Genomic DNA, 23348 nt, shown 5'->3' with positions numbered 1-23348 from the left:
GTGGCGTATCCGGCAACAATTTCACCGTAGTGATTTGTTTTTTATGCGTGGCGCCACCAGAAAACAGTTTTTTCATGCCATAGCCTATGCCTGCCAGCACAGCCAGCACCAGCACCGCAATGACGATGCGTGTCGTCCATAAGCGCGCGGCAGACACTGGCGCTTCTTCTGTCACGGCATCCATCTCATGCAATGCCATGCTTATGTCCCGATCTTGCCGGTCACCAGGCCGACATTTTCAATTTGCAAGCGGTTGACCAGATCAATCACACCAATCACCCCGGCATAAGGCGCTTGCGCCTGGCCCTTGATCATGACGTTGAATTTCGGGTCCATGGCCTTGGCCTGGTTGAGCTGGGTTTCCAGCTCGGCCATGCTCACGCCCACGCCATTAATGGTGAGCGTGCCGCCCTGCTGCACCTGCACAATTTTGATATCGTGTTTTTCAGTGCTGGGCTTGTTGGATGGCTTGGGCAGGTTCATGGTCAGGCCCTGCACGCCAGCGGTGGTCATCAGGATAAAAATCACCAGGAGCACATAAGCCAGATCTAGCATGGGCGTGATGTTGATGGTGTCGTAAGGTTGGGCGTCGTTTTGAACTTGCATGCTTATTCCACAACCTTTTTCGTGACCAGGCCGACTTCGGTGATGTCCAGCCGTTTACAGATTTCGAGCACTTCGGACACCTTTTCATAATGCGCAGCCGCGTCACCTTTAAGCACTACCGGCAATTCAGGATTACTGCTTTTATATTCCGCCAGACGCTGTTCCAGTTGCGCCATATCCACCGGAAAAGCATCCAGGTAAACACTGCCATCACTGGTCACCGTGATGGCGCGCATTTGCGGTTTGGCCAGCGCGGCAGAGTTGACGGTATGCGGCATATCGACTTTGACACCTTGCACCGAGGCCGTGGTCATGATGATAAAAATCACCAGCAATACGTACGCCAGGTCCAGCATGGGCGTAATATTGATTTCATCGTATAGCTGGTTCTCTTCTTTGACGCCTTCTGACATGGCTTAAGCCTTATTCCTTACCGTACAGTTCAGCAGTACGGGTAATGAACTCATCGACAAAAATCTGCATGGCGATGGTGATGTTTTTGACGCGGCTGGCCAGGTAGTTGTAACCAAACAGGGCCGGAATCGCCACGCCCAGGCCTGCCACGGTGGCTAACAACGCCGCGGCAATACCAGGCGCAATCGCGTTCACGTTGACGTCACCCGCCGCCGCAATCGCCGCAAAGGTAATCATCACACCGACCACCGTGCCCAGCAGGCCAAGGAAAGGCCCCCCGGAAATCGCGATAGTGAGCAAGACCATCATGCTGTTCAGACGCTGGGTTTCACGCACCTGGTCAGCATCCACTGACGCTTTAATCGCATCAATCGAGGCACCACTTAATTGCACTTTGCCATCATGCTCACGCTTTTTAATTTCACGCAAACCGGCTTGATACAAACCGAACAGGTTGGAGTTGGCATAGGCGCCGGTTTTATCCAGGCCTAATAAATCCTGCGCAGAAGCCTGCTGGAAGCGCTTGAGGAACAAGGCATTGTCTTTATCGGTACGGATCACCAAGCGGGCCTTGCTAAACATGACCCACACGCTGATAACAAACATCACCGCCAAAATACCAATCACCACTTTGGCATCCATCGTCAGGCTGTCGATCAAAATGCCCATGTAGTTAGCTTCACCACCCTCGCCCTCTTCTTCACCATCGGCGGCGATGACTTTGACCATGCTGGCATCTGCGCCTTGTGATTTCGCCACCAGAGTCAGCCAGGCGGGACTACGCGCCGTCGAAGCCAGTTGTAACTCATCCACTTCTGCATTCAAGTTTTGCCCTAAAGTGAACTCCGCGTTCGCCTGCGCATCGCTCGCTTCCACTTGGCCAGCCACTTGACCATTCACATACACAATGGCCTGACCTGCCTGAAATACCACGGCAAGATGTTGCCATTGGCCAGCCTTCAACTCACCAGCTTGGGTGCTGGCGGCACCAGCATGTAGCGCCAGGGCGCTCCCCTCCAGGGTTAACTTGACGTTACCACTTTTGAAAATCTCAGCAGTTTGTGGCAAATTGGCCGGCTTCAACCAGACAGACCAAGTCATGCCATTGGCCAAGACTGGTTCAGCGGGCAAGGCAATCGTTAACGGGCTATTGCTTAAAGTGGCACTTTCGGCAATCAAACCCGCTTTTTGCAACATAGCATTGCCTCTTGCGGTCAATTGCGCAGGACCACTGTCTTTGAGCAAGGCGTTATCGGCAAACGCAAAGCGGGCCAGTAAAGCCGAATCATTCAGGGCTTGACCATCACTGGCCGATTTGGCACCTTCATTCCCGGTATACAAACTGATAGACAAGTCCTTATTCGCAGCAGACACTTGCGGCAGTACCACCCAGGCCACGGCCAGCTCGTTCACGGCATCGTATTTTTCCAGAGAGAATTTGAGTTCTGTTTTATCATCTGCAGCGATAAAACGCAGGTCAGCACCATCGACATTGGCACCAGTAAAATCAAAGTTGCCAGAATGCAATCGCACCAATACCGGCGCCTGATTCACAGCCTCTTTAATATTGGCGGTTTCTATCGTAATTTTTTGTTGTGTGGCCCAATCTGCATTCCAGGCGGCAAACACGGATGTAGAAAGGCTGAGCCCTAATAATCCAACCAATAAACCAAGTGTTTTCTTCATAGCTTCGCTGACGAGTTAATTCGAGCAGCAAGTCTATAGAGCGAATGTTGCAGACAAATTAAGATCGGACTAGTCGGACTAGGTATTTCTGACACACGCTTTTTTGCCAGAATGACAGGCAACAAAAAAGCCCGGCGAACCGGGCTTGGTCGTGCATTGCGTACGGTGATGCAGTTAAGATTGACGGCGGGCTGCGATCCAACCAATCAGACCCAAACCAGCCAGGATCAGGCCGGATTGTGTCGGCTCTGGCACGGCTGCAGCATAGGCCAGACTACCAGTGCCGGACAGGCCCAGCGCCGTGTCGTAAGCAAAGAAAGCGTCTGAAGTATCGGCATACCCGGCAATCAGGCTAAAACCAATGGCTGGGCTGTTTGAGTCCACAGACCATTCCAGGCCTGTAAATACGCCATCCTGAAACACGGCCGTGGCGTCTGCCAAGGCTGGCGTGCCCAGGTTAAACAGGCTGCCACCAAAGTTAAAGTTCAAGCTGCTCAGGTTGATCAGTTCAGTGCCTGCTGCCAGCAAACCGGCATCATCAAAACTGAACTGGCCCTGGTAGCTGGTACCGTTGTAATAGCCTGACTCGACCTGGCCTGCAAACTGCAGGGATTGAATGGCAGCCTGGGCTGGCATGGCCATGCTTACAGACGTGGCCAGCAAAGCAACCAGTGTGATTTTTTTCATTAAATAATTCATTGCAAAATTCCTTTAGTAAACATTAAAGTATGAAATCTCTGGCTGGCGACACTTGTTTTGCGGTCAAGCCTTTGAGCGTCACTAATGATTTGGCAGCGGCTGGACCGGCGGCACCGTCTGCATCAACCATCACTTGTACGCCACCCGTCACATCCACCGGGCGCAAGTAATTGCCAGTGAGTGCGGTGTTGGCAGAAATGCCCAGCGAGGACAGCAAGGCCGTCAGCTGTAACTTGTCGGCATACGGCGTGAAGTCAGTGATGGTGTCACCAGCGTCGCGCATGCTGCTGTAAACAAACACATCGTTGCCCGCGCCGCCAGTCAGCGTATCCACACCCAGGCCACCGTTGATGATGTCATCACCAGCCGTGCCCACCAGCACATCGCGGCTGGCGGTGCCCGTGCGTGTCACGCCAGGCGTGGTCGTTGCAATGGCCAGGTCAATCAGGCGGCCGCCTTTGTCGTACTGGTTTTCCAGGCCGTACAGGTTGCTAGTGATTTCATCGCCATCGGCATTGCTCAGGCGACCGAGGCCACCTTCGGCTTTAGGCGATTGAATATAATTCGCCAGTGCCTCTTGGTAGGTGATGGTGAACGGGCTATCTTCAAACACCACGGCATTGGCGGCAAACGGGAAGCCATCGCCACCAGCGGCAGTAAAGTCGATAGTGGTGAAGGAGAAGGTACGGCTATTGTTCACAACGACACCGTTATCAATCAGCACCGTGCCGTCATCCAGCACGACACGTTGAATACGGTTGCCCGTGCCCTGTGTGGTTCTGGCGGTGTTACGGCTGTCATATACCACTTGCATGCCAGAGATTTGTGGGTAACGGCCATTGGCGCGGCCGGTCGGGCTGGTGTCGCCATAACCGTGTTCCAGCAGATCTTTGAGCTGCGTGGCATTGACTTCAGGCGCACGCTTGACCAGGTTGGTAAATGGCAGCACATTGAAGGTGTCGCCGATAGACACATTTCCCACTGTCGCGATATTGGTACGGATACCGCCACCGTTCTGGATTGCGACCTCGGTTTTGCCAGCAAAGCGCATCGCGTCCGCCACCAGGTTGCCCAGACCAGTTTCCGCGTTACGTACCCCTGCCACAAACGTGCAAGGCAACGCGGCACACGTGGTATGGGTCGGGCCGTTTAACTTCACGGCCGTGGTGCCAATGATTTGTGCGTTAAGGGCAGAAATATAGTTGAGCACCGGTGTGACCACTTGTGCCTGAATCGTCGCATCACCGTTCACACGGTCTGCATCGGCAGTAGCACCACTCACACGCATCATTTTGCTCGATTCAATACCAACAAAGGTGCCGTGTGTGTCGTCAATGGTGAAGTTCACCTGGCCAACATAACGGTTACCAAAGTGGCTGGTGAGGACTGGCACGGTGCGGCCATGCGCATCCGTGGCATTCACTGGGTGAGAGGTGTAAGTCGCGGCGACACCACCATTGATCAAGGCATCATCCGGGTCGACCATCAACTCATGGCCGCCGCCTGACAATACCAGGTCTACGCCGGTCAAGGCTGGTACCACGACGCTGATTTCATTGGCCGCATTTTGCAAGTGGCTCATCAAAATCACCGTGGTCACGCCTTGCTCGCTGCGCAGGCGGTTCACTTCGGCCTGAATCAATGGAATCAAAGCTTGGAGGTTTTGTGCTTCGGTATTGCCTGCCTCGTAACCAATCACATTCACCGCACCTGGCGAAGAAATATTCGGCAACAATGGGGTGGTTGCGCCCACTAGGCCGATTTTATGCCCTGCAGTGGTGGTGATGACTTTGGAAGGCGCCACTTTACCGCTGGCTTTTAAGGCGCTGAATTCAGCCGTGGCATTGAAGTTGAGGTTGCTGGAAAGATAGGTGCTGCCAGAGACTTTGGCAAAACGGGCCGCCACTTGCGGACCTAAGTCAAACTCGTGGTTACCAAACACCATGGCGTCAAAGCCAATCTGGCGTAAGGCAATCGCATCATAAAAGTCCTGGCCGCCATCAGTGTAGCTATTCGCCAGGTTGTTCAGACTGGCGGTAAAACGCGGGCCAGGCAAAAAGGCATCACCAGCGTTTAATTTCAGCACAGTGCGGCCCTGGCCCACTGCTGTAGTTTCTGCGTTTTTAATCACGGCCGCCAAACGGTCTATGCCACCATAAAACGAAATTGCTTGACCAGCGTTATCGCGCAGGTTGCCTTGTGCAGACAGCAACCAGCTTTCCTGATCGCCCACATGCAGTACCGTGACACCCTCCGCCCAGGCAGCACCGGCAGTCAATGCCAGGGCAACACAAGCGGTTAATTGTTTCAGTTTAAACATTGTATTCTCCATGGCGTGCCGTGACGTATCACAGCACGCACTCACTCAAGTATTAGTGTGATTAACGAGCTTGACGACGACGTACCAGGGCCAATACGCCTAAGCCAGCCAGCAACATGCCGACGCTGTCAGCTTCTGGTACTGGTGTCACAGCCGCCACCGTAAAGGCAGTGGTGTTAGGCACAATAGTCGCTGAAACGCTGTTATTGACGGTGTCTACGTTCCAGTTGTTGACGTTAGCCACTTGCGCTTTGTAGTCAGCAAAGTTGTTCAGGCCATCGCGCACACCGTTATATTCGGCGTAGTCTGGCTCGCTGGAAGCACCGGCTTTAGCGGTTAACTCAATGGCATTAACACCTGCTGTCAACCCGGTGTTGGTCAAAGAACCATCATTCACAAATTTGCCGTTAGTGATGGCAGACAGGAAAGTGGTTGGTGCTGTTGCACCAGAACCAAGGTAGGCGTAGACGGTTTCGTTGCTGTTAGAGATACCCCAGTTGCTGCTGCCAGATACGGTCACGCGGGACAACACACCTGTAGATGCCGACAAGGTGGTTTTGTCGTAAGCAGAGAAACGCACCACCGTACCAGCGGCAACCACATCGCCAGACACCCATTGGTTGTAGCTTTCGCCAGTATTGAACGCACTGCCAGTCCACTCGTTATCGCTGAAGTAAATGGTGGTGTTAGCGGCAATATCGACAAAGGTCACGAAAGACAAACCATCTTCGTCGGCATTAAAAGCAGTGAACATAATGTCACCGGCATTGAGCGCCGCATTAGCCTGGCTGGACAGCAGCAACGCTGCGATTAAACTGATCTTTTTCATAAAACTATCCTCTCACTAGATATTTGAAACATTGATTGATGATTGATATTGAATTACCAGCGCACATCTTTGTGTGCATCCAGTTGGTTCATGGCAAATCCTTTTAAAGTCACCAGCGGTTTGGCAGTCGACGCCCCCGCAGTGCCGTCGGTGTCAATTTGCAACTGCACGCCACCGGCCACGCTCACCCAGCGAGCCACACCATCGGTAAACGGCTGGCTACCGCTGTAACCGATGCTTTGCAGCAGTTCAACGATGTCCAGTTGATCTTCGCCCGGCGTAAAGTCAGTAATGGTGTCAGTCGCATCACGCATGCTCTGATAGACAAAGGTGTCACGCCCAGCCAGCCCGGTGATGGTGTCAGCCCCCACACCACCTGTGATGACATCGTCACCCACGGTGCCTACCAGCGTGTCGCGCTGGCTGCTGCCGCTGATGGTTTTCACCAGTTGCACGCCGACGATGACCGGGTCATGGTCTGAAGAACGGTAAGGGCTATCGCTGTAGAGGTCTTGCGGTTTGAACTCAGTGTTGTAATCAATCACAAACGGTTCGTCGGCGTTGATATGCCAGTGCTCAGTGCCTGTCACTTGCGCGGCCATGCTGCTGCTGGCTAAGGCATGGTCGATGTAACCAGACTCACCATCAAACACGTAAGAGTAGTCACTCTCACCGTTAAAGCGGGCGATCTGGTCTTGCAAACCACCTGCCGCCAGGGTCAGGATAGGGTCTTCTTTACCATAGGCATTGAGGTCGCCAATCACCACCACGTCAGTATCACCAGACTGCGTTTGCACCGTATTGATAAACTGCAGCAAACGGTTGGCCTGCGCCACGCGCTGCGGGTTGTAGCAGCCTTGGCCATCGCCCTGATCCTGGTTACCGCCTGCAGCATCCGAGCAGCTCTTGGATTTAAAGTGGTTGACCAAGACAGAGAACTTCTCGCCATTAGCGGCTTTAAAGGTCTGCGCCAGGGTTGGACGGTTGTTGATACTGTCGTTATCAGACAGTGCCGCCGCCGTCGGGGTCAGTTTGGCTGGTTTGTAGATCATGGCCACCTTGATCGCGTCAGTACCCGTGCCGGTCACCGGGTCAGCAATCACAGCGTAGGTATTAGCCCCTAAGATGCCATTCAAGCCATCTACCAGGTTTTGCGCCGCAGTGGTGCCGTTGTTCTGGATCTCCATCAAGCCCACCACGTCGGCATTCATTGCCGTCAAGGCACGGATGATTTTGTTACGCTGGCGGTTGAACTCGACCAGGTTATTGGCACCACGGCAGTTAGACGCCGAGACGCTGCTACCCAGGCTGCAACCCTGCCCGCTTTGACCGCTGGCAGTGGCGCCATTGGTAAACGTGGTGAAGTAGTTGAGCACGTTAAAGCTGGCAATTTTCAGATTGCCCTGTACGCTGGCGGGGGCGGCCGTGCGGTGATTTTCACGCGTAAATTGCACAGCCTCTGTGGGGTGCAGTTTGTAATCACGTGGGCCCGGGTTAGAGGCCGTGATTAGCCCGTGGTCTATCACCCCGGTCAGGTTTTCAACCACGTCCCCGGCGCGCAAGGTGTCATCTTCACCAATAAACGGGATTGGATTCGGGTTTTGCACACTGCTGCCGTCATCCAGCACCAGACGGCGGCGTGCGTTTTCATCTGCCTGTTGGGCGGCAGCCGCTGAGTTGGCCGGATAAATATTGCTAGGTTTGATCATGCGGCCATCGGCAGACAAGGTCACCTGGCCATAACGCCCTTGAAAGTAATTCTGTGAGGCGGTCATTGGCGTAGTGATACGCACCAGCATGCCTTCGTAAGCCTCTAAATCACCTTCTGTCACTTCTGGCAGCGTGATATCGGTTGGCAGAATCACATTGTTGTTGCTCAACACTTGCAAGCCGCTGATATTGATCAGCTCAGTGATGGTATTAAACTCAGTCACGCTGGCGGTCATACGGACTTTTTGGCCCTTGCTCACCGTTGGTGTCACACCAGTGCCCAAGTAAACAAAAATACCATCTGACGTTAATGGGTTACCATCACCGCTGGCATCTTGCAGGTAAAAACCATTCAACCCTGGGAACACAGCAGTCACTACGCCTTCAGTCGTCACGGTCTGACCGTTAAGCGGGCTGACAGAAGCCACCCCTAAGGCACTGCCCTGAATCTCAAAAATACGGGTAATGCTGCTACTTTGTACCGTCACACTCACACTGCAAGTAGCGGTTTGCGCTTCATTGTTGGCAAATTGCACATCTACCGCATAGTTACCTGCGGGCAAGCTGCCATCCAGTTGCAGGCTGGTGCTGGCAGATTGGCCATCGCTACCGGCAGCCACAAAGTTGCTCAAACTGACCCCGGCTGGCGCAGAGGCAGACAGCGTGGCCGCATTGACGATGCTGTCCGCATCAGACGCATGCAATAACACCGTGCTAGCTTCGCCAACTTGCAGCGTCACAGCCGGGCAAGAAGTCACTATCGGCTGGTTAGTGCCAGTACCGCCACCACAAACATTGACGGCACTACTGCTGTTACGTGGCGCAGGCGCACCGGTAACAAAGTCACTGCCGTTCTGGTTGGTATCCTGACAGCCATTATTTTTACGTAATAAGGCCGTGCTGCTGTTGATGGCCGAAGCCACTGCGCCTTCAAAGAAGTTAGCCGTACCATAGCCGACCAGGTCCACCATCTGTGCCAGCTGCGCCGGGCTACACACCACAGAGCCGCCATTACAGGCCAAACCAGTGCTGTTATTCACCAGCACCACCTTGCCATTGGTGCCGCTCATGTCGGTGGCGTTATTGCCGACATCGGGCGTCGGTAATGCCAGGCCATTGGCGGCACTGCGCAAGCCCACCAGGTAGTATTGACCAGGTTGCAATACGCCAGACAGTGTGGTCACGCCATTGGCAGCGAAGTTGCCGGTACCGGTCGCACTGCCATATTGCACAGACCAGCCATTGATATTCACCGCGGCAGAACCAGCATTGAATAGCTCAACAAAGTCCTGGTTATAGACACTGCCCTGGCCGCCATAAATCTGACTAATCACCACCTCGGCATAAACGGGAAGACTGAGGGATGACAGGCCAAGCCAGGCCAGCGCCCAATGGATTTTTTTTAATTGCATGCAGGACTCCGAAGTTTTCTGATTCGATAAAAAGCCTGAGTACTGTAGCAATTTAGATTGCCAGCAATATTAAGTTTCACCCCGGCAGGCTAGGCAATTCGGACTAGAAAATCAGCGCCATTTGCATCATTTGAGGTCAATGACCAGCCCGAAAGTTCTAGTCATAGGGAGGGTGCGCATACCACAGCAGCTTGTGCAGTATCGGTTGCCTCAGCGGCATGGCAGATCATGACGCGCGATGCATACCAGCTTTGCCCATCACCAGTCTCTGCCCCAATAAAAAACGCCCACCAATGGTGGGCGCTAGCAAAAGTAATTTTATGTTGATGAGGTGTTTTATCGACCAAAGCCGATCACATCGACAGAAATAATCGAAGGTAAGACTGGTTTGACCATGGCACTGCTGGCCGCCGAGTTGGCCACGTTCTGCGCCACTGCCTGGCTCGCGGCATTGACGCTATCCGGGTTAGTGGTTGTCCCAATGCCAGCAATGGCTGTCGTGGCAGCCACCGGGATACCAGTTGAACCACTGCCCGCCTGGATATTGCCAGCATTCAGCACGACCGGCGACACAATCTGAATAATGCCCTGAATCCCGGCCTCACCCGCATCCACCACCGGCGCGGTCAGGTAAACATTGCCTTGTGTCGGCGCTTTTTCCGGGCCATTGGGGCCATCTGGGTCATACGTCTGGGCACGAATACCACTGCCAGAGGCAACCCCGCGCACTTCCACCCGTGTGTTGCCATAGACATCGGTCTGCACAATACGCTCCGGCACAGAGGTGGCCGTTTTAGAACCGCGACCTGCATCAATGGTGCCATTTGTAGACCAGATAGCAATATCACTACCGAACTGCGTAATCACTTTGGACTGGTTCACCGAGAAATCCCCATCGGCAATGGCACGGATCTCACCGCCTTTTTCAGTGATGATGCCAATATCATCACCGCCTTGCCCAGGCACCCCGACGTTAATCAATCCGCCAGGGGCTATCAAATCAATGCTGCCGCCACTATTGGTTGATATCTTGGAGTTAAACAGCAAAATATCCCCGGCATACTTGGTCGGATACAAGGTAGCAATCGCATCATACCCCCGCTGATGACTGTCTGTTTTGGCAAAGTTTTGAGCCGAATTAATCAACTCCGTCGTCAAATGGCGATTGACGAACACGGTTTTAATCGCTGTAGACTGCGCATTAAACTGCGTATAGGCCTGCGCTTGCGTCAAACTGTCATCGCCGGTGAGCTTTTTCATAAACGCCAGCAAATACGCAGCTGTTTTTTGTTTGTAACTTGCTAACGCAGTCGCATCACTCTCAATCACCTCTGGCCCTGCACCAGTGGGTGAAATGTAACGATCAATGTAATCCTGCACCTTGCCGCCTGCGCCTACTCCCGCTAACAAGCTGATAGACGAGCCGGTTGTCGGTAGCAAGGTATTGGCACGATAAGCCGGGGTAAACTCAAAGTCACCATTGCTGGTGCCGGTGCTACCTGTCGCCTGGATGCTGCTCACGTCATTGTAGACCAGGTCCACATTTCTACCGGCTTGCACCAGCAACTCGCCTGGCCCGGCAATCACCACATTTTTGGTATTCACATCACGTCCAGCGGCAATCACGCTGATGTCACTGCTACGGTTATTTTGCAGTGCGATATTCAGGCGAGTCACATCTTGGCCAGCCACGATCTGAGTCACTTTTGGCAAATATATCAACCCAGGAATCAGGCTGTCATAGCCGCTAATATCACCTGATCGCGTGACGATTAGAGAAGTTTGAACATCGTTAGCATGTAACAGACTGTTGGCATGGTTGTTGAAGTAGGGCAGATCATTCGCCAGCAATCTCGTTTCGTCATTCAACTCTGAAGACCTGACAGGGGTATTCACTGTAGGCACGTCGCTGACATTGGCATCCGACATCATCAACCGGCCAATCTGTATGTTCTGATCTGCCAACAACGACAGATTGCCCTGGCTGGCAGAGACCAGATAGGCCTGCCCCAGTGTAATGCTGCCGTTATGCGCTGCCATGGATAAGGTCCCCGGATTCAAACTGACTCCCCCGAAGACATTGGCCCGCAGTCCTGCAGAAGCGGCTATCAAATCATTGAGTTGTGTTGCGTAACTGATACTACCCGTCAGCGCAGTCAGACTGACTGCCGCTGTTTCACTGTAAGTATTGAAATAGCTGTTGTGCGCAGAACTGTCACTATTGGGTGAATTGGTGGTTGATTGCGGTAATAGCGTCGGATTAAACGTGGCCTCTATACGCACATCTTTACCCGCGCTGACATCAAACTTGCCATCCATCATCGCCAGCACCGTGCCATAGAGTTTATCTACTTGCGCAGTGACACTGCCTCCAACCTTGATCGTCCCCTCCCCCTTGCCGACAAAATAGACACCGCTATACAAATCACCACCGGCCGTGATGTGCAAATCGCCACCACCATTCACCACACTATTGCCGGTGGCGCCATCACCGAAATTGTCATACCGGGCAGAAGTGGGCACAGCCGCTGAGAAGTTTGCAATATTACCGCCTGCGTTGATGGTCACATTCCCGCCACCCAGTGCACCCAGACTTTGCTTGAATTGATCATTACGTATCCACCAGGAGGCATCTTTCAATTGCGAGTTACCCGCTTGACGGAACAACCATTGATTAACCATCTGACGGCTATCATTTTCTGAACCATTGATATTACCGTTTACATTCAGCGTAATATCCCCCCCATTGTCGAGGTACAACGGGCGTTGTGCGGCAATCGGTGCCGTGAAACCAGGTAACGCAGCCGCTTCAACGCCTGCGGTATAAATCACAGAACTGGCATTGCCCATCACCAGATCGCCCCCCGTGGCAATCTCAATATCACCCGTGCCAGTTCTCACCATCTTGTTACTGGCCAACGTCAAATTGCCTGACTCGCTATTACCATCGACCCCAATGGTCGCGGGAGTGGTATTCATGACATTGGCCGACGTCATATCAGCCCCTGACACTAGGCGGTAGCTCCATGAGTTACCCGTACCAATAGTGGCAGTGGTCGCCGCATTCGCAAAGCCATCACTGAGCGAACCGTTCAGAGTGAGATTATTGGCTGCACGCAAGGTGAGAATGCCCGGCTCATTACCGGTACGTGAATCCGAGTACAAGTTCCAGTCGGTACTGACTGTCAGATTGCCATTAGAACGAACCTCCTGACCGGCTCGCAGATGAAAACGGCTATCCCCCGTTTTGCCCAGGCTAGCCAAAATGTTGGCCTGATTGCCCATAAAGCTGCTGACATCGTTTGCCAGGGTGGTATAACCCAGCGTGCTGCCATTGCCACTACCAGTGGTCAAGGTCGTCACATTGTTAAACACCCTGAAGGCTTCCAGCACCACAGACTGTGCACCAGTGATTGTGGTGTCTAAATGATTGACCGCCACACCCGTGCCAGAACCTGCCCCTGTACGTGGCGCGCGCAAACCCACAGTGCCACCGGCCCCATTATTGCCACCTGCCACTTGTATACTAGAGCCTTGATTGAGGTTGAGTGCACCGTTGCTGGTTGCCAACGTCACTTTGCCGCCCTCTGCACCTGCAGCAGAAGAGTTCGCACTCAATTGTGCGGTGCTTTCCAGTGTGAGGTCACCACTGGCATAGAGCCCAATACTACCTTGTTTGTCGCTGTTGGCGTTCACGGTGCCAGACACATTAATAGCCCCCTGATCTGCCGTCACCGTCACCTGTTTGGCCGTGAGCGCGTGTGAACCGGTGCCATCAATATTGACATCGCCGGTGCGCACACGATAACTGCGGCTTTGGCTAAAGCCTTGTGCCTGCTGATCAACCGCGACAACAGAAGGTAATGTGCCAACATCCACCTCAAGCGCCCCACCCTGCCCGCTGCCCAATGCACGACCATCTAACTGCCCCTGCAACTGGAGATTGCCAGCAGTCGCTGACACAGTGACTTTGCCTGCATCGGCATCGCCTTGTGCGCTCACGTTGACCACGGCACCGCTATCGACAACGATATTGCCGCCACTACTGAGCTGTACCTTGCCAGCATCAATATAGGTTGTTTTATCTGCATAGACTTTGCTCGAAGAGGATGCAACTACCGCCGCCTGGCTACCCAATTGTAACTGGCTGCCACCCTGCAGATTAATTTGCCCAGACAAGGCTTCGATACGGCTGTTCACATGCAGTTGATCCGCTTGCAAGGTCAGCGCGCCGCCAATATTGCTATTGGCCGACAGGCCAGTGGTATCGCCTTGCGTCGTCGTCAACGAGCCTGCTGTCGCCAAGGTGTAGTTGGCTGAACTCTCAGTGGTGATTCTGCCCACATTCAATTGCGTTTGATTGACCTGTAAATCAAGCGCGCCACGCTCGGCCACGGTTAAGGTTTTGGCATTGATTTGTACGCCGTCAAAACCACCGATGGTATTTTTATCGACGCTGGCAACGGCATTGTTTTCAAGCACGCCGGATGAATCACCTTGCAGGCGTACTGACTCAGCGTTAATTTGCAAGGTTCTCCCTGATGGATCGGCCACCCCGCCGTAATTAGCGTCTACCGTATTTTTCAGGGTAAAGGTCTTGGTATTAAAGGTCACGGTACTACCTGCAGGCGCCGTTGTTTCACCGTCTGCCAGATGACCGGCAATGCCTGCAGCATTGACGGTGAGATTCAGTTTGTCATTACCAAACGTCACATCGCCATAAGTATCAATCGTGCTGTAACTATTCAATGTCAGGTTAGCCACATTATCCAGTTGCGACAGGGTTTGATCATTGACATGCAAGCCAGACTCGCCGACTGGTGCATCGCCAATCAGGATGCGGTTAGACCCCAGGGTGGCGCTGGCGCCATCGGCCAGCGCAATGTTACCGGCAAAGTTGACATTCTGGCTACCATCCATCACCAACGCATTACCGGCAGAAATCTGTGCATTTTGTGCAATATCCAATACACCGCTTTGTGCGTTAATTGACGCGCCGGTGCGGGTGTATTGCAGCTGATTCACCGAAGAAGCACCAAAAAATGCACCGTCACCACTGGTATTGATATTCACTGTTTTAGCGTTTGCAGTGCGCGTACCAGTATCAATCTGTGCTCCGGCCGCCATGCTGACGCTGTCACGCGCAGTGGCCATAAACTCTACAGTCTGTAACCCCTGGCTAGCATCGTTTTCGATACTTACCGTGCTGGCTATGGTATTGATATTCGTCGTGTTATTGCTCTGGCTACGTATCCCACCCAGCAGAATGCTATCCGCATTCAGCGCATTTAACTGGCTGGCCTGTAGCTGCAAACTGCTCTGATCACTACTATCTACGTGGCTGACGACACGGATATTATTGGCACTGATATCGACCATCAGGCCATCTGCGCCCGTGATTTTGCGCGCCGTCACGCTCGCATCCAGGGTGAGCTGTTGGGCCTGTAACGTGAGCTTGCCTGCATCCTGCGTGTTTTTCACATCCGCGCCAGCGGTATTGAGTGGGTCAGCAAAATACGTGCTGGCATTGGTAATCACATATTGTGAAGGCGCTTTTGAAACTGCGCCCTCAGTGGGGCGTAGCACACTGCCGTCAATGACACGGAAGGTAGACCATTGCGCGTCTTTAGCGCCCGTGTTCAAATCAGCCATGTAACCGGTGGTGAGCATGCTGCCATCCTGCATGGTAGAGGTCTGGCCTCGGACCAAGGTGGCATCGCTACGCTGCACAATAAAGGCCCCTGGGACCAGTGCATATCTGGCAGGCATTAAGGTATACGTGCCTGTCGGGATACCGGCAACACCGGTAATATAAATGCTCTGCCCGACGTCAACACCCGCTGAGCTGCCGCTGTAAGTACGATCGGTCGCAGCGTAATCAGACGCCATGCTCGGAATCAGGGCATAGGTATTGGGTTGTGCCAGAATATCCTTGGTGCCGCCCACCCCGCCACTGACCCATTCGTATGCAAACAGCTCGCCACCACCCGACAGATCGACTGTCGCACCGTCGCTGAGTTTGGTATCCGGCGCTTCGATTGAAATTTCCTTGTCAATCAGACCACGGCTTTCACCATTACTCGGGTTGAATACTTTACCTGCAGACACGGTGACGCCAAACGGAATATTCTGGCCAGTACCAGCAACAGTGGTCAGACTGCCTGCGCCCAAGGTGACACTCTCACTGCCTATGAGGTGAATTTGGCCAAACGGTGCTTTGAGAACACCATCTTGTTGAATATGGCTGGCCTGCAAAGTGAGGATGCCGCCGCCGGAGAGCACATTAGCAGGGGCTAATCCACTGGAACGCACATTAATCTGACTATTGGTGCCTTCAGCAACAAAGCTCAACTGCGCGCCAGAATCAGGATAGATTTGTCTCGCGGTGAGATTGAGTTCGCCTTGAGTGGTTAATCCTGCCGGTGTGGCATTCAAGCCGAACTGCACATAGGTTGATGCTCCCTGGCCGTGGATATCGCGTAAGGCGTTGAGGTTGGTGCGGTTCACACCACTGGTCGCGACCAGACCATCCAGATAGATCTGGTTGGCGTTGAGGGTCAGCTCACCATTGCCGCCCAGCACTTGTATATCCACATCGCTCTTGCGGCTATAAAGCTGCAAATGGCCTGCCGTTAATTGGGCATGGCCGTTATCCAACACCTGCAACACCGGGCTATCCAGGCGTAAATTACCGGCGACTGACAAATTCAGGTCTGATGCCAGCAGCAGGCGGTTATTGGCGTTTGTTTCACCCGTAATAAAACTGCCTAAATGCACATTATCAAATCCACCAGATTCAATTTGAGCGGCAGAAATTTGTGCCCGTTGCCATTGCCCGGTCGTCGCAGTCACCGCCGTCGAGGTATCTTTCAAGGCATCGCCTGCCTGAATATTCGTTGTCAGCAATTGCTGATCGTTGGTGACATGGAAACGGCCGCTGTCATTGACATAGGGGTTGCTGATATCATAGGCCACCGACTCAAACAACATATTAAGGCTACCGCCGCGACCGGAGCCTTGCGCATGCCCGGAGAGGGTGCCATCGACCAACAGGCTGCCATAGCCATATAAATTAATCTCACCGGCATCGCCATACAGCGTCTCGGCAATATAGCCACGATTAGTCAGCGTATTGGTGGCAACACTGGTGGCAGAGACATTGAGCAATGCGCCTTGCTTGATGACCACGGCACCTTTTTGTGCGTTGTCAGCACTGTTGATGGTAATCGTGCCTGCATTGATGATTTGATTCTGCTCCAGCCCCGCACGCGAGTTTGGCAAGCGCAAGCTGGTGCCGGAGACATCGAGTGTCGCCTGGCTGCCCACGAACACCATTTGGCTTGGATCTTCAGGCAATGTCGCATCATTATCATTAATCTTAAGGGTGATATGTCCGCCTTTGGCAGTGACATCGCCTAAGACATTGACCTGCTTGCCTGCCGACAATTGCACGCTGCCACCCGCATCGGTCTTGATATGGGCATTTTCATGCACGGTAAGCACGCCGAGCAGGTCGCCTTCTCGCTGGCTGGCAAAATCGAAAGAAACTGCCTGTCTCAAGTAGTCAGGCAGGGTGGTTAAGCGCGTCACATTCAACAGGTTGTTGGCACTGGCAGCCGTCGCGTATCCTGACTTCATCTGCAGTGTCTGTGCTACGCCATACACCAGGCTGGTGGTGCCGACGTTATCGGCACCAATGTGTACATTAAAGGCCCCCAGATGATATTTGGAAAACCCGCCCCGGCTGAAAAAACTGTTATTGAGGCTGAAATTCAAGGCATCGGTAGAGATACCATCGACCCCGATATATAAATTGGTAGGGCTGCCCTGACCAAACTGGATACTCAGCTCACCACCATGATCGAAGCCATACGCGCGCAGGGCCAGATTCGTCGGTAACTGGCTCTGGGTGGTAAACCCGATATTACCCGCGTCGCCTGTATGCACCGTCCCGCTACGATCCACATAGGCACCGGCAGAGGCATCCAGCGTGACATTCTGGCCAAACTCGACCAGACCAGCTTGAATGCTACCTGCATTCTCAGCGGTTTGTTGGGTGAGCGCCCCCTTCATGCCGATTTTGTTATTGATAAAATTGCCTGCGGTCGAGATTGTCACATTGTCTGCAATCTTGGTCAGACCAGCATCCAAATGCACATCAGCGCCACTGGCTGTGATGTTCTGGTTGATATTGACCGTATTTAACCCACTCCGCCCAAGCCTGAGTGAGCCATTGGCATCTAGCGTCAGTGCTGTATTCACATTGAGTGTTTGCACATCATGCAAATCAATCTGGTTAAATCCTTGTCTCAGGAAACCGGTGCCTATGCTGGAAACAAAATTGTCGTCACCCGCAATCACATCCTCAAAAGCAAAGCCATTGGACAGACGCTGTATTGAGCGCACCAGGTCAAGATTACGCGCACTGGCCTCCAGCGACGCCCCCAGTGGCAGCTGTTGGGCCAGTAACTGCTGCTGGCTGACTTTGGTATTGCCAAGCAAACTACCATCCAATACCAGTTTTTGCACATAGCCCCCTGACACGGGCGTGACTAACTTGACGGCACCGGCATTGCCACCCTCAAAAAAGCTTTGAACCTTGTAACTGAGATTGCCCAAGGTAAACGTTTCTGACGTGCCCCATTTGGCATCATAAACGGTGGTGCTATCGCCCAGCCCACTGTAAGCCACCCCGACCTGCGCCTGGGAGATGGGCACCAGCTTGCCGTTAAACAACAATTGTGATTCTTTGAGTGCGCCGCCGGTATAGGTTGTTGAGCCCCCTGATACATCAATCGTTGAGCCTTTAGCCGCGATAATTTCGTTCGGGTTAGACAGCGTCACGGTACCGGCATTGGTCATCTTCTCAGACACTGTCGCCATGCGCGTCGAATCGATATAAGGCTGCAGGTCAAACAGGTCAGTGCCTTTGCGGGCATCCACAAAGACTTTTTTACCAAACAGGTTAGAACCACGCAGCACTGGGTTGTCTTTTAAAGCGTCGGAGTTTAATTGCACCTCTAACTGGAAGCGCGACATGGGCGCCACCGCATCCACACCTGACACATCTAGCCTGGCATGCTCACCGAGGTAAATACGCTGCGCAACAGCACTATTGAGTAGCGAGGAGGCGTCATACTCGCTGCTGACTGAAATATTGCCACCCTTGGCGCTGACCAGCCCGTCAATATTGACCAAACTGCCTTCAATCTTGATATCAGAGGTTTTAAAAGCCAGCGATGCCAGCACCTCCTCAGTATCATTCACCTCCGGCTTTACCTCTGTGACACTGCCAGTGCCCAAGGTCACCCGCCCATTACGGATTTTAGATGCTTCGCCGTTACTCACGGTGACATCCTCTTGCGCAATCAATCTGATGGAGCCGTTGGCCCGTACAGAAGTGGTTGCTGAGAGCGTACCCATCTGGTTCACAGCCAGGCCCATCATGGTAATGTTGCCGCGTTCTGCGACAATTTTACCCAAGTTGGTGGCTGTACCACCAGCCGCCACTTCTACCAGCATCCCGGCCGGATCCTGGCTGCCTTTGAGGTAGATTTTTTTACCTGCGGCCAGAATGGTCTGACCATCTGGCGTTTTGATTACAGCATCTTTTTCGACTTTAACGTTAGGGGCAAACAGCATCACTTTGCCGCCTTTAGCCGCGTTGATCTGCGCACCAGACTCTACCCGGACTTCGGCATTATTTACTTTTGTCGCCTGGTCTGGCGTCAGGTTAATGGTGTCGACTAACTCGAAGACACTGTTATAGCCAGCCTCATTCACAAACCCTGACTGAAACAGAGCATCGGTAATATTCAAGGTCCCGGCAAATAATGAGCCGACATTGAACACGGCGTCTTTACCAATAATCACGCCATTGGCATTGATAAAGTAGATATTGCCCGCCGCATTCACGTTGCCATTCAATACGCTTGGGTCCACGCTATGCACGCGGTTCAGCATAGACCAGCCTGCCTGCATATTGACATTAAAGTTCTGGCCTTTGGCCAGGTCTAACTGGTTATAGTTAACAATCGCCTGCGGCTTGAGTTGCTGGAAAGTAATATTATTGACATTGGAACTGATGACGCGCGTAGAGTCGTTGACGATATCGCGAATGCTAATCCCTGCAGGCATCTCGGCCCAGGCACTCATCACCGCCCATGGCCCCGGCAGCATGCTTAAAGACAGCCAGATGGCTGCACTGCGGCGTGTTCGACTGCGTCCGTCACCTGCGCATGAGGAGGCAATCTCGGCGACCACCACCAGCGCATGGTGAATTTTGCTAAATACCAGCTTATACAATCCCTGATTCATTTCCCTACTCCAATCACTCGCTCGCAGTTACCACTCATAGCCAACACGAAAGTGCAGCCTGTAATCTCCATGCTCAACCTGCGGCGCATCGTTCATGGCCTGTGCATAATCGAGATAAGAGAACCAGCCAGTCGTCGTCTTCAACTTGAAACCCAGACCAGCAGAATACAATTCATAAAACGGCTCCAGTCCGGCTGCATTTCTGACTTGTACTCGCCCAGCATCGACAAAGGTATAGGCGTACATATCCTTGATATAGTCAGCGAATGCATATTGCTTGAAGGCCTTCGCCAACGGTGGCGTACGCAACTCAACAGAACCGGCAATACCGCTATCACCCAGTCGGCTGGATTCCAGATAGCCGCGCACCGACTCCACACCGCCAATACTGAACTGCTCGGTCGAAATCAACGGGTCGCTGGCCAACTGCGCAGCTACCTTGGCTTGCATCGCCCAGCCAGACGCAAAGGTATACAGATGCTTGGCATCGGCACGCAGATAGAAAAAGTTAGCTTTTGCCTTGTCACGCTTGAGATCAAACTCAGCATTGCTATTGCCCATTAAACGGGGAGCCATATTCAGCACCATACTGGTTTGGGTCTGGCCCAAATATGACTGGATGTTGGTGTCATAGCCGACGGAAGTCGCCCAATAGCTAATTGGCGTTTTAGAGGTCAGAGGACCAGTAGATGTCGGATCAGTGCTTGGCAAAAACAGCGTTTCTTTGAACTCTTTATAGTCCATGCCAAACGTAAGGCTATGGTAGAAACCGTCTGATAATGGCAACGGATGAATATAGCGCGCGCCCAGAATATAGCCTTTACCAATCACGTTGATGTCGCCCACCGCAGCAATATTACTGTCTGAGACGACGGCATAGGCCGCAAAGTAATCACCGTTCAAACGGGGAATGACGTAGGTGCCAGAGAGCACCTTAACCTCGTTGGTGTCTTCCGGTGACACCTGCAAGTTGAGCCCCAGACTGTGGTCTTTCTGAAACAGGTTTTCGTATTTGACGCCAGCGTTCAGACGCAACTCGGTGGTGTTAGGCGAGTAACGGTCATTTAATTCCAAGTTGGCGTGTAAAGGCAGCTTGTCTTTCACCTGCAAATCAATCTCAACCGTCCCTGGTGACTTGCCGGGACGCAGCACAGGCGTTACCTGACGATTCTGGTTACGGTTGAGTGTTCCCAGCTCTTTTTGCGCTGTTGGAAAATGGGGCACCGAGCCCTCGGCAAATTCTGGTGTGCGTGATTTGATTTCACTCAGGGTGTGATACTGGGCATCGACCACCTGCAGGCGATCGACCTTGCCCTCAGTCACCAGCAACCGCACAATGCCCTGATCCACATCCTGCTGGGGAATACTCACCGATACTGTCAAATAGCCAGCTTCCTGATAGGCTTTCTCCAGCGCGGCCCTGGCCTGCTCAACCTCTTTAATGGTTTTGTGCTCCCCCATAAAAGGATAGACCGTTTGCTCGATCGCAGCACTGTTGAGCACAGTGTTGCCGTCCACCTGAAACTCAAAGACATTAAATGTGAGCTCATCTGCGGCGACACTTGCAGGCGCAACCTCTGTCATGACTAAATCAGGCTGCTGTTCAGCCAAGAGCGTTTGCGACATCGCACACGCCAGTACAGACATCCATAGCAATGGAGATTTCGAATTCAAGTTAAAGACCTTTGTAAAATCAAACGTTTGGCAATTTCAACAGACCTGCATTTTCTTAAACTTTTATGTCATGCACATGAAACGGACTAGTCCTCCAACACCCTCCCACCAAAAGAAAAACGCACTCCCTTTTGAGGAGTGCGTTGATGGGGTGTCTACGCTGGTTAAGCGTAGATTTTTAACGATTACTCGTACAATACTGCTGGTGCGCAGTTGTTGCCAAAGTTAGTGAACTTGGCTTTTACAACACCAGCTTCACAAGTAGTGTTGCCACCGTCTGGGTTCAATGTCAAACCACGTGGCAAGGTTGCACAAGCAGCCGCTGTTGGGTTTTTCAAAGCGTTCACGATGGTACCAACGATGTTTCTCTGGAAGCCAGCAGGTGCAGTGTTAGCCACGAATGCTTTCATTTCCATATGGAATGGATACAAACCTGAAGCAGCCGCAAGACGGGCATTTGAACTATCTCCAGCTTCTGGATGTACGCCGTCAATTTTAATAAAGCGATAGCCGCTGTTAGCTGCATTCTCTACGGTTGGATCATTTTCCAAAGACAACACACCGATAGCATAACGTGAACCTGCAGCTGCGTTAGAAGCAGTTGTGATGTTGGTTTTTACGTTACTTGAGCCTGAGTTGAGAACAACCTGATAATTACCAGTGGTAGTATTTGCTGGCAACAATTGACCACTACCCAAACATGGATTGCCCAAGAAAAATGCATTAGAAGAAGCTTGTGTACCAGAGGTATCCACACGGCGCTGAATAATTACTTTTTCGCCATTGTCTTCACCAATAATAGGCAACCAGGATTCAGCCGTTTGTACAGCAGCACCTTCAGCCAAGATGGAAGCGACTTGACCTTTAGTCAGGGATGGTGCCAATGCTGCTGAAAAAGCTGTACCAGACTCAGAAATACCCTGCACTTCTTGCAGTTTGCGGTACAGCGGTGTAGACACAGCAACACCAAAAGCCTGGCCTATGAACGCATTGCTGACATTACCGAAACTGGAAACGTTACCGCCACCAATAGTGGTAGAGAACAATGCTGGCTCAACATCAGAGAAACCACCAACTGTTTGTTGAGGTGCCAACGGATTAGCCGCTATTGCTGCAGCATTGGCTGAGTTGCTGGCCGCTGTCTGTACACCACTTGCATCCACAACAACTGCCGCACCTGTTTGTGCGCAGCCTTTGTATACATCAGCGTTGTTAGCAGTATTAGTCGCATCGGCGTAACCTGTTGCCATCTTAGTACAGGATGCGTTACCCAAGTAAGCCACGCGAGCTAATTTTGTGCCTTTGGTAAATGGTGTAAATGCATTTAGCGAACCACCATCCAATGTCTGATACAGCACAGAAATTCGAGTACCACGGGTACATGCGTATGCAACAAAATTACCCAGTGAGCCTGGTGTTAATGAGGTATTGCTTGCTGCTTGAGAAGTAAAAATAGAACCTGTACCCGCTTGGCAACCCTTTACCCAGCCTTCATAAATAGATTTGGTTGGTGCAGTAGCACCTGAAATCCAAGCTTGATCTAAAGTACCTGCACCACGTGCAGTTTCAATTTGAGCTGGTGTCACACCTGCTGCGGCCAATGTACTCACAGACAGTGCTGCCAGTGCCATTGCAATTTGGTTGATTTTCATCATAGTTCCCTTAAATGTGCTGAATCAAA

Annotated in this window: 10 protein-coding genes and 1 pseudogene; all 11 read right to left on the bottom strand. The window is 52.5% G+C overall.

What is annotated here, in order from left to right:
* A pseudogene (locus E6Q52_RS13015) lies at positions 1-199 on the bottom strand (TonB C-terminal domain-containing protein); the annotation flags it as partial.
* Positions 200-201: 2 nt separating this feature from the next.
* Positions 202-606, bottom strand: a complete 405-nt coding sequence (locus E6Q52_RS13010) for a biopolymer transporter ExbD (RefSeq protein ID WP_019883050.1) — start codon at positions 604-606, stop codon at positions 202-204.
* A 2-nt stretch (positions 607-608) separates the two neighbouring features.
* Positions 609-1019 (bottom strand): biopolymer transporter ExbD, encoded by a 411-nt coding sequence (locus E6Q52_RS13005; RefSeq protein WP_019883051.1) that lies wholly within the window; start codon positions 1017-1019, stop codon positions 609-611.
* A gap of 10 nt (positions 1020-1029) precedes the next feature.
* The gene (locus tag E6Q52_RS13000; protein WP_292822704.1) at positions 1030-2706 is read right to left on the bottom strand and encodes a DUF2341 domain-containing protein; all 1677 of its coding nucleotides are present in this window, start codon (positions 2704-2706) and stop codon (positions 1030-1032) included.
* Between the two features lie 174 nt (positions 2707-2880).
* Entirely contained in the window at positions 2881-3393 is a 513-nt protein-coding gene (locus E6Q52_RS12995) for a PEP-CTERM sorting domain-containing protein (RefSeq protein ID WP_292822702.1), read from the bottom strand.
* Positions 3394-3427: 34 nt separating this feature from the next.
* On the bottom strand, positions 3428-5725 hold the full coding sequence (locus E6Q52_RS12990) for a 5'-nucleotidase C-terminal domain-containing protein (protein WP_292822700.1): 2298 nt from the start codon (positions 5723-5725) through the stop codon (positions 3428-3430).
* Between the two features lie 61 nt (positions 5726-5786).
* A complete protein-coding gene (locus E6Q52_RS12985) occupies positions 5787-6554 on the bottom strand; it encodes a PEP-CTERM sorting domain-containing protein (RefSeq protein WP_292822698.1) in 768 nt (255 codons plus the stop codon).
* A 53-nt stretch (positions 6555-6607) separates the two neighbouring features.
* Positions 6608-9676, bottom strand: a complete 3069-nt coding sequence (locus E6Q52_RS12980; protein ID WP_292822696.1) for an ExeM/NucH family extracellular endonuclease — start codon at positions 9674-9676, stop codon at positions 6608-6610.
* Between the two features lie 336 nt (positions 9677-10012).
* On the bottom strand, positions 10013-19993 hold the full coding sequence (locus E6Q52_RS12975) for a filamentous haemagglutinin family protein (protein WP_292822694.1): 9981 nt from the start codon (positions 19991-19993) through the stop codon (positions 10013-10015).
* A 27-nt stretch (positions 19994-20020) separates the two neighbouring features.
* A complete protein-coding gene (locus tag E6Q52_RS12970) occupies positions 20021-21619 on the bottom strand; it encodes a ShlB/FhaC/HecB family hemolysin secretion/activation protein (RefSeq protein WP_292822692.1) in 1599 nt (532 codons plus the stop codon).
* Positions 21620-21852: 233 nt separating this feature from the next.
* Positions 21853-23322 (bottom strand): hypothetical protein, encoded by a 1470-nt coding sequence (locus tag E6Q52_RS12965; RefSeq protein ID WP_292822691.1) that lies wholly within the window; start codon positions 23320-23322, stop codon positions 21853-21855.
* Positions 23323-23348 lie beyond the last annotated feature (26 nt).

The sequence above is a fragment of the Methylophilus sp. genome (genome assembly GCF_008015755.1).
Lineage (GTDB): Bacteria > Pseudomonadota > Gammaproteobacteria > Burkholderiales > Methylophilaceae > Methylophilus.
Note: the sequence above shows the minus strand (reverse complement) of the source record. Positions and strands in the feature narration are given on the sequence as shown.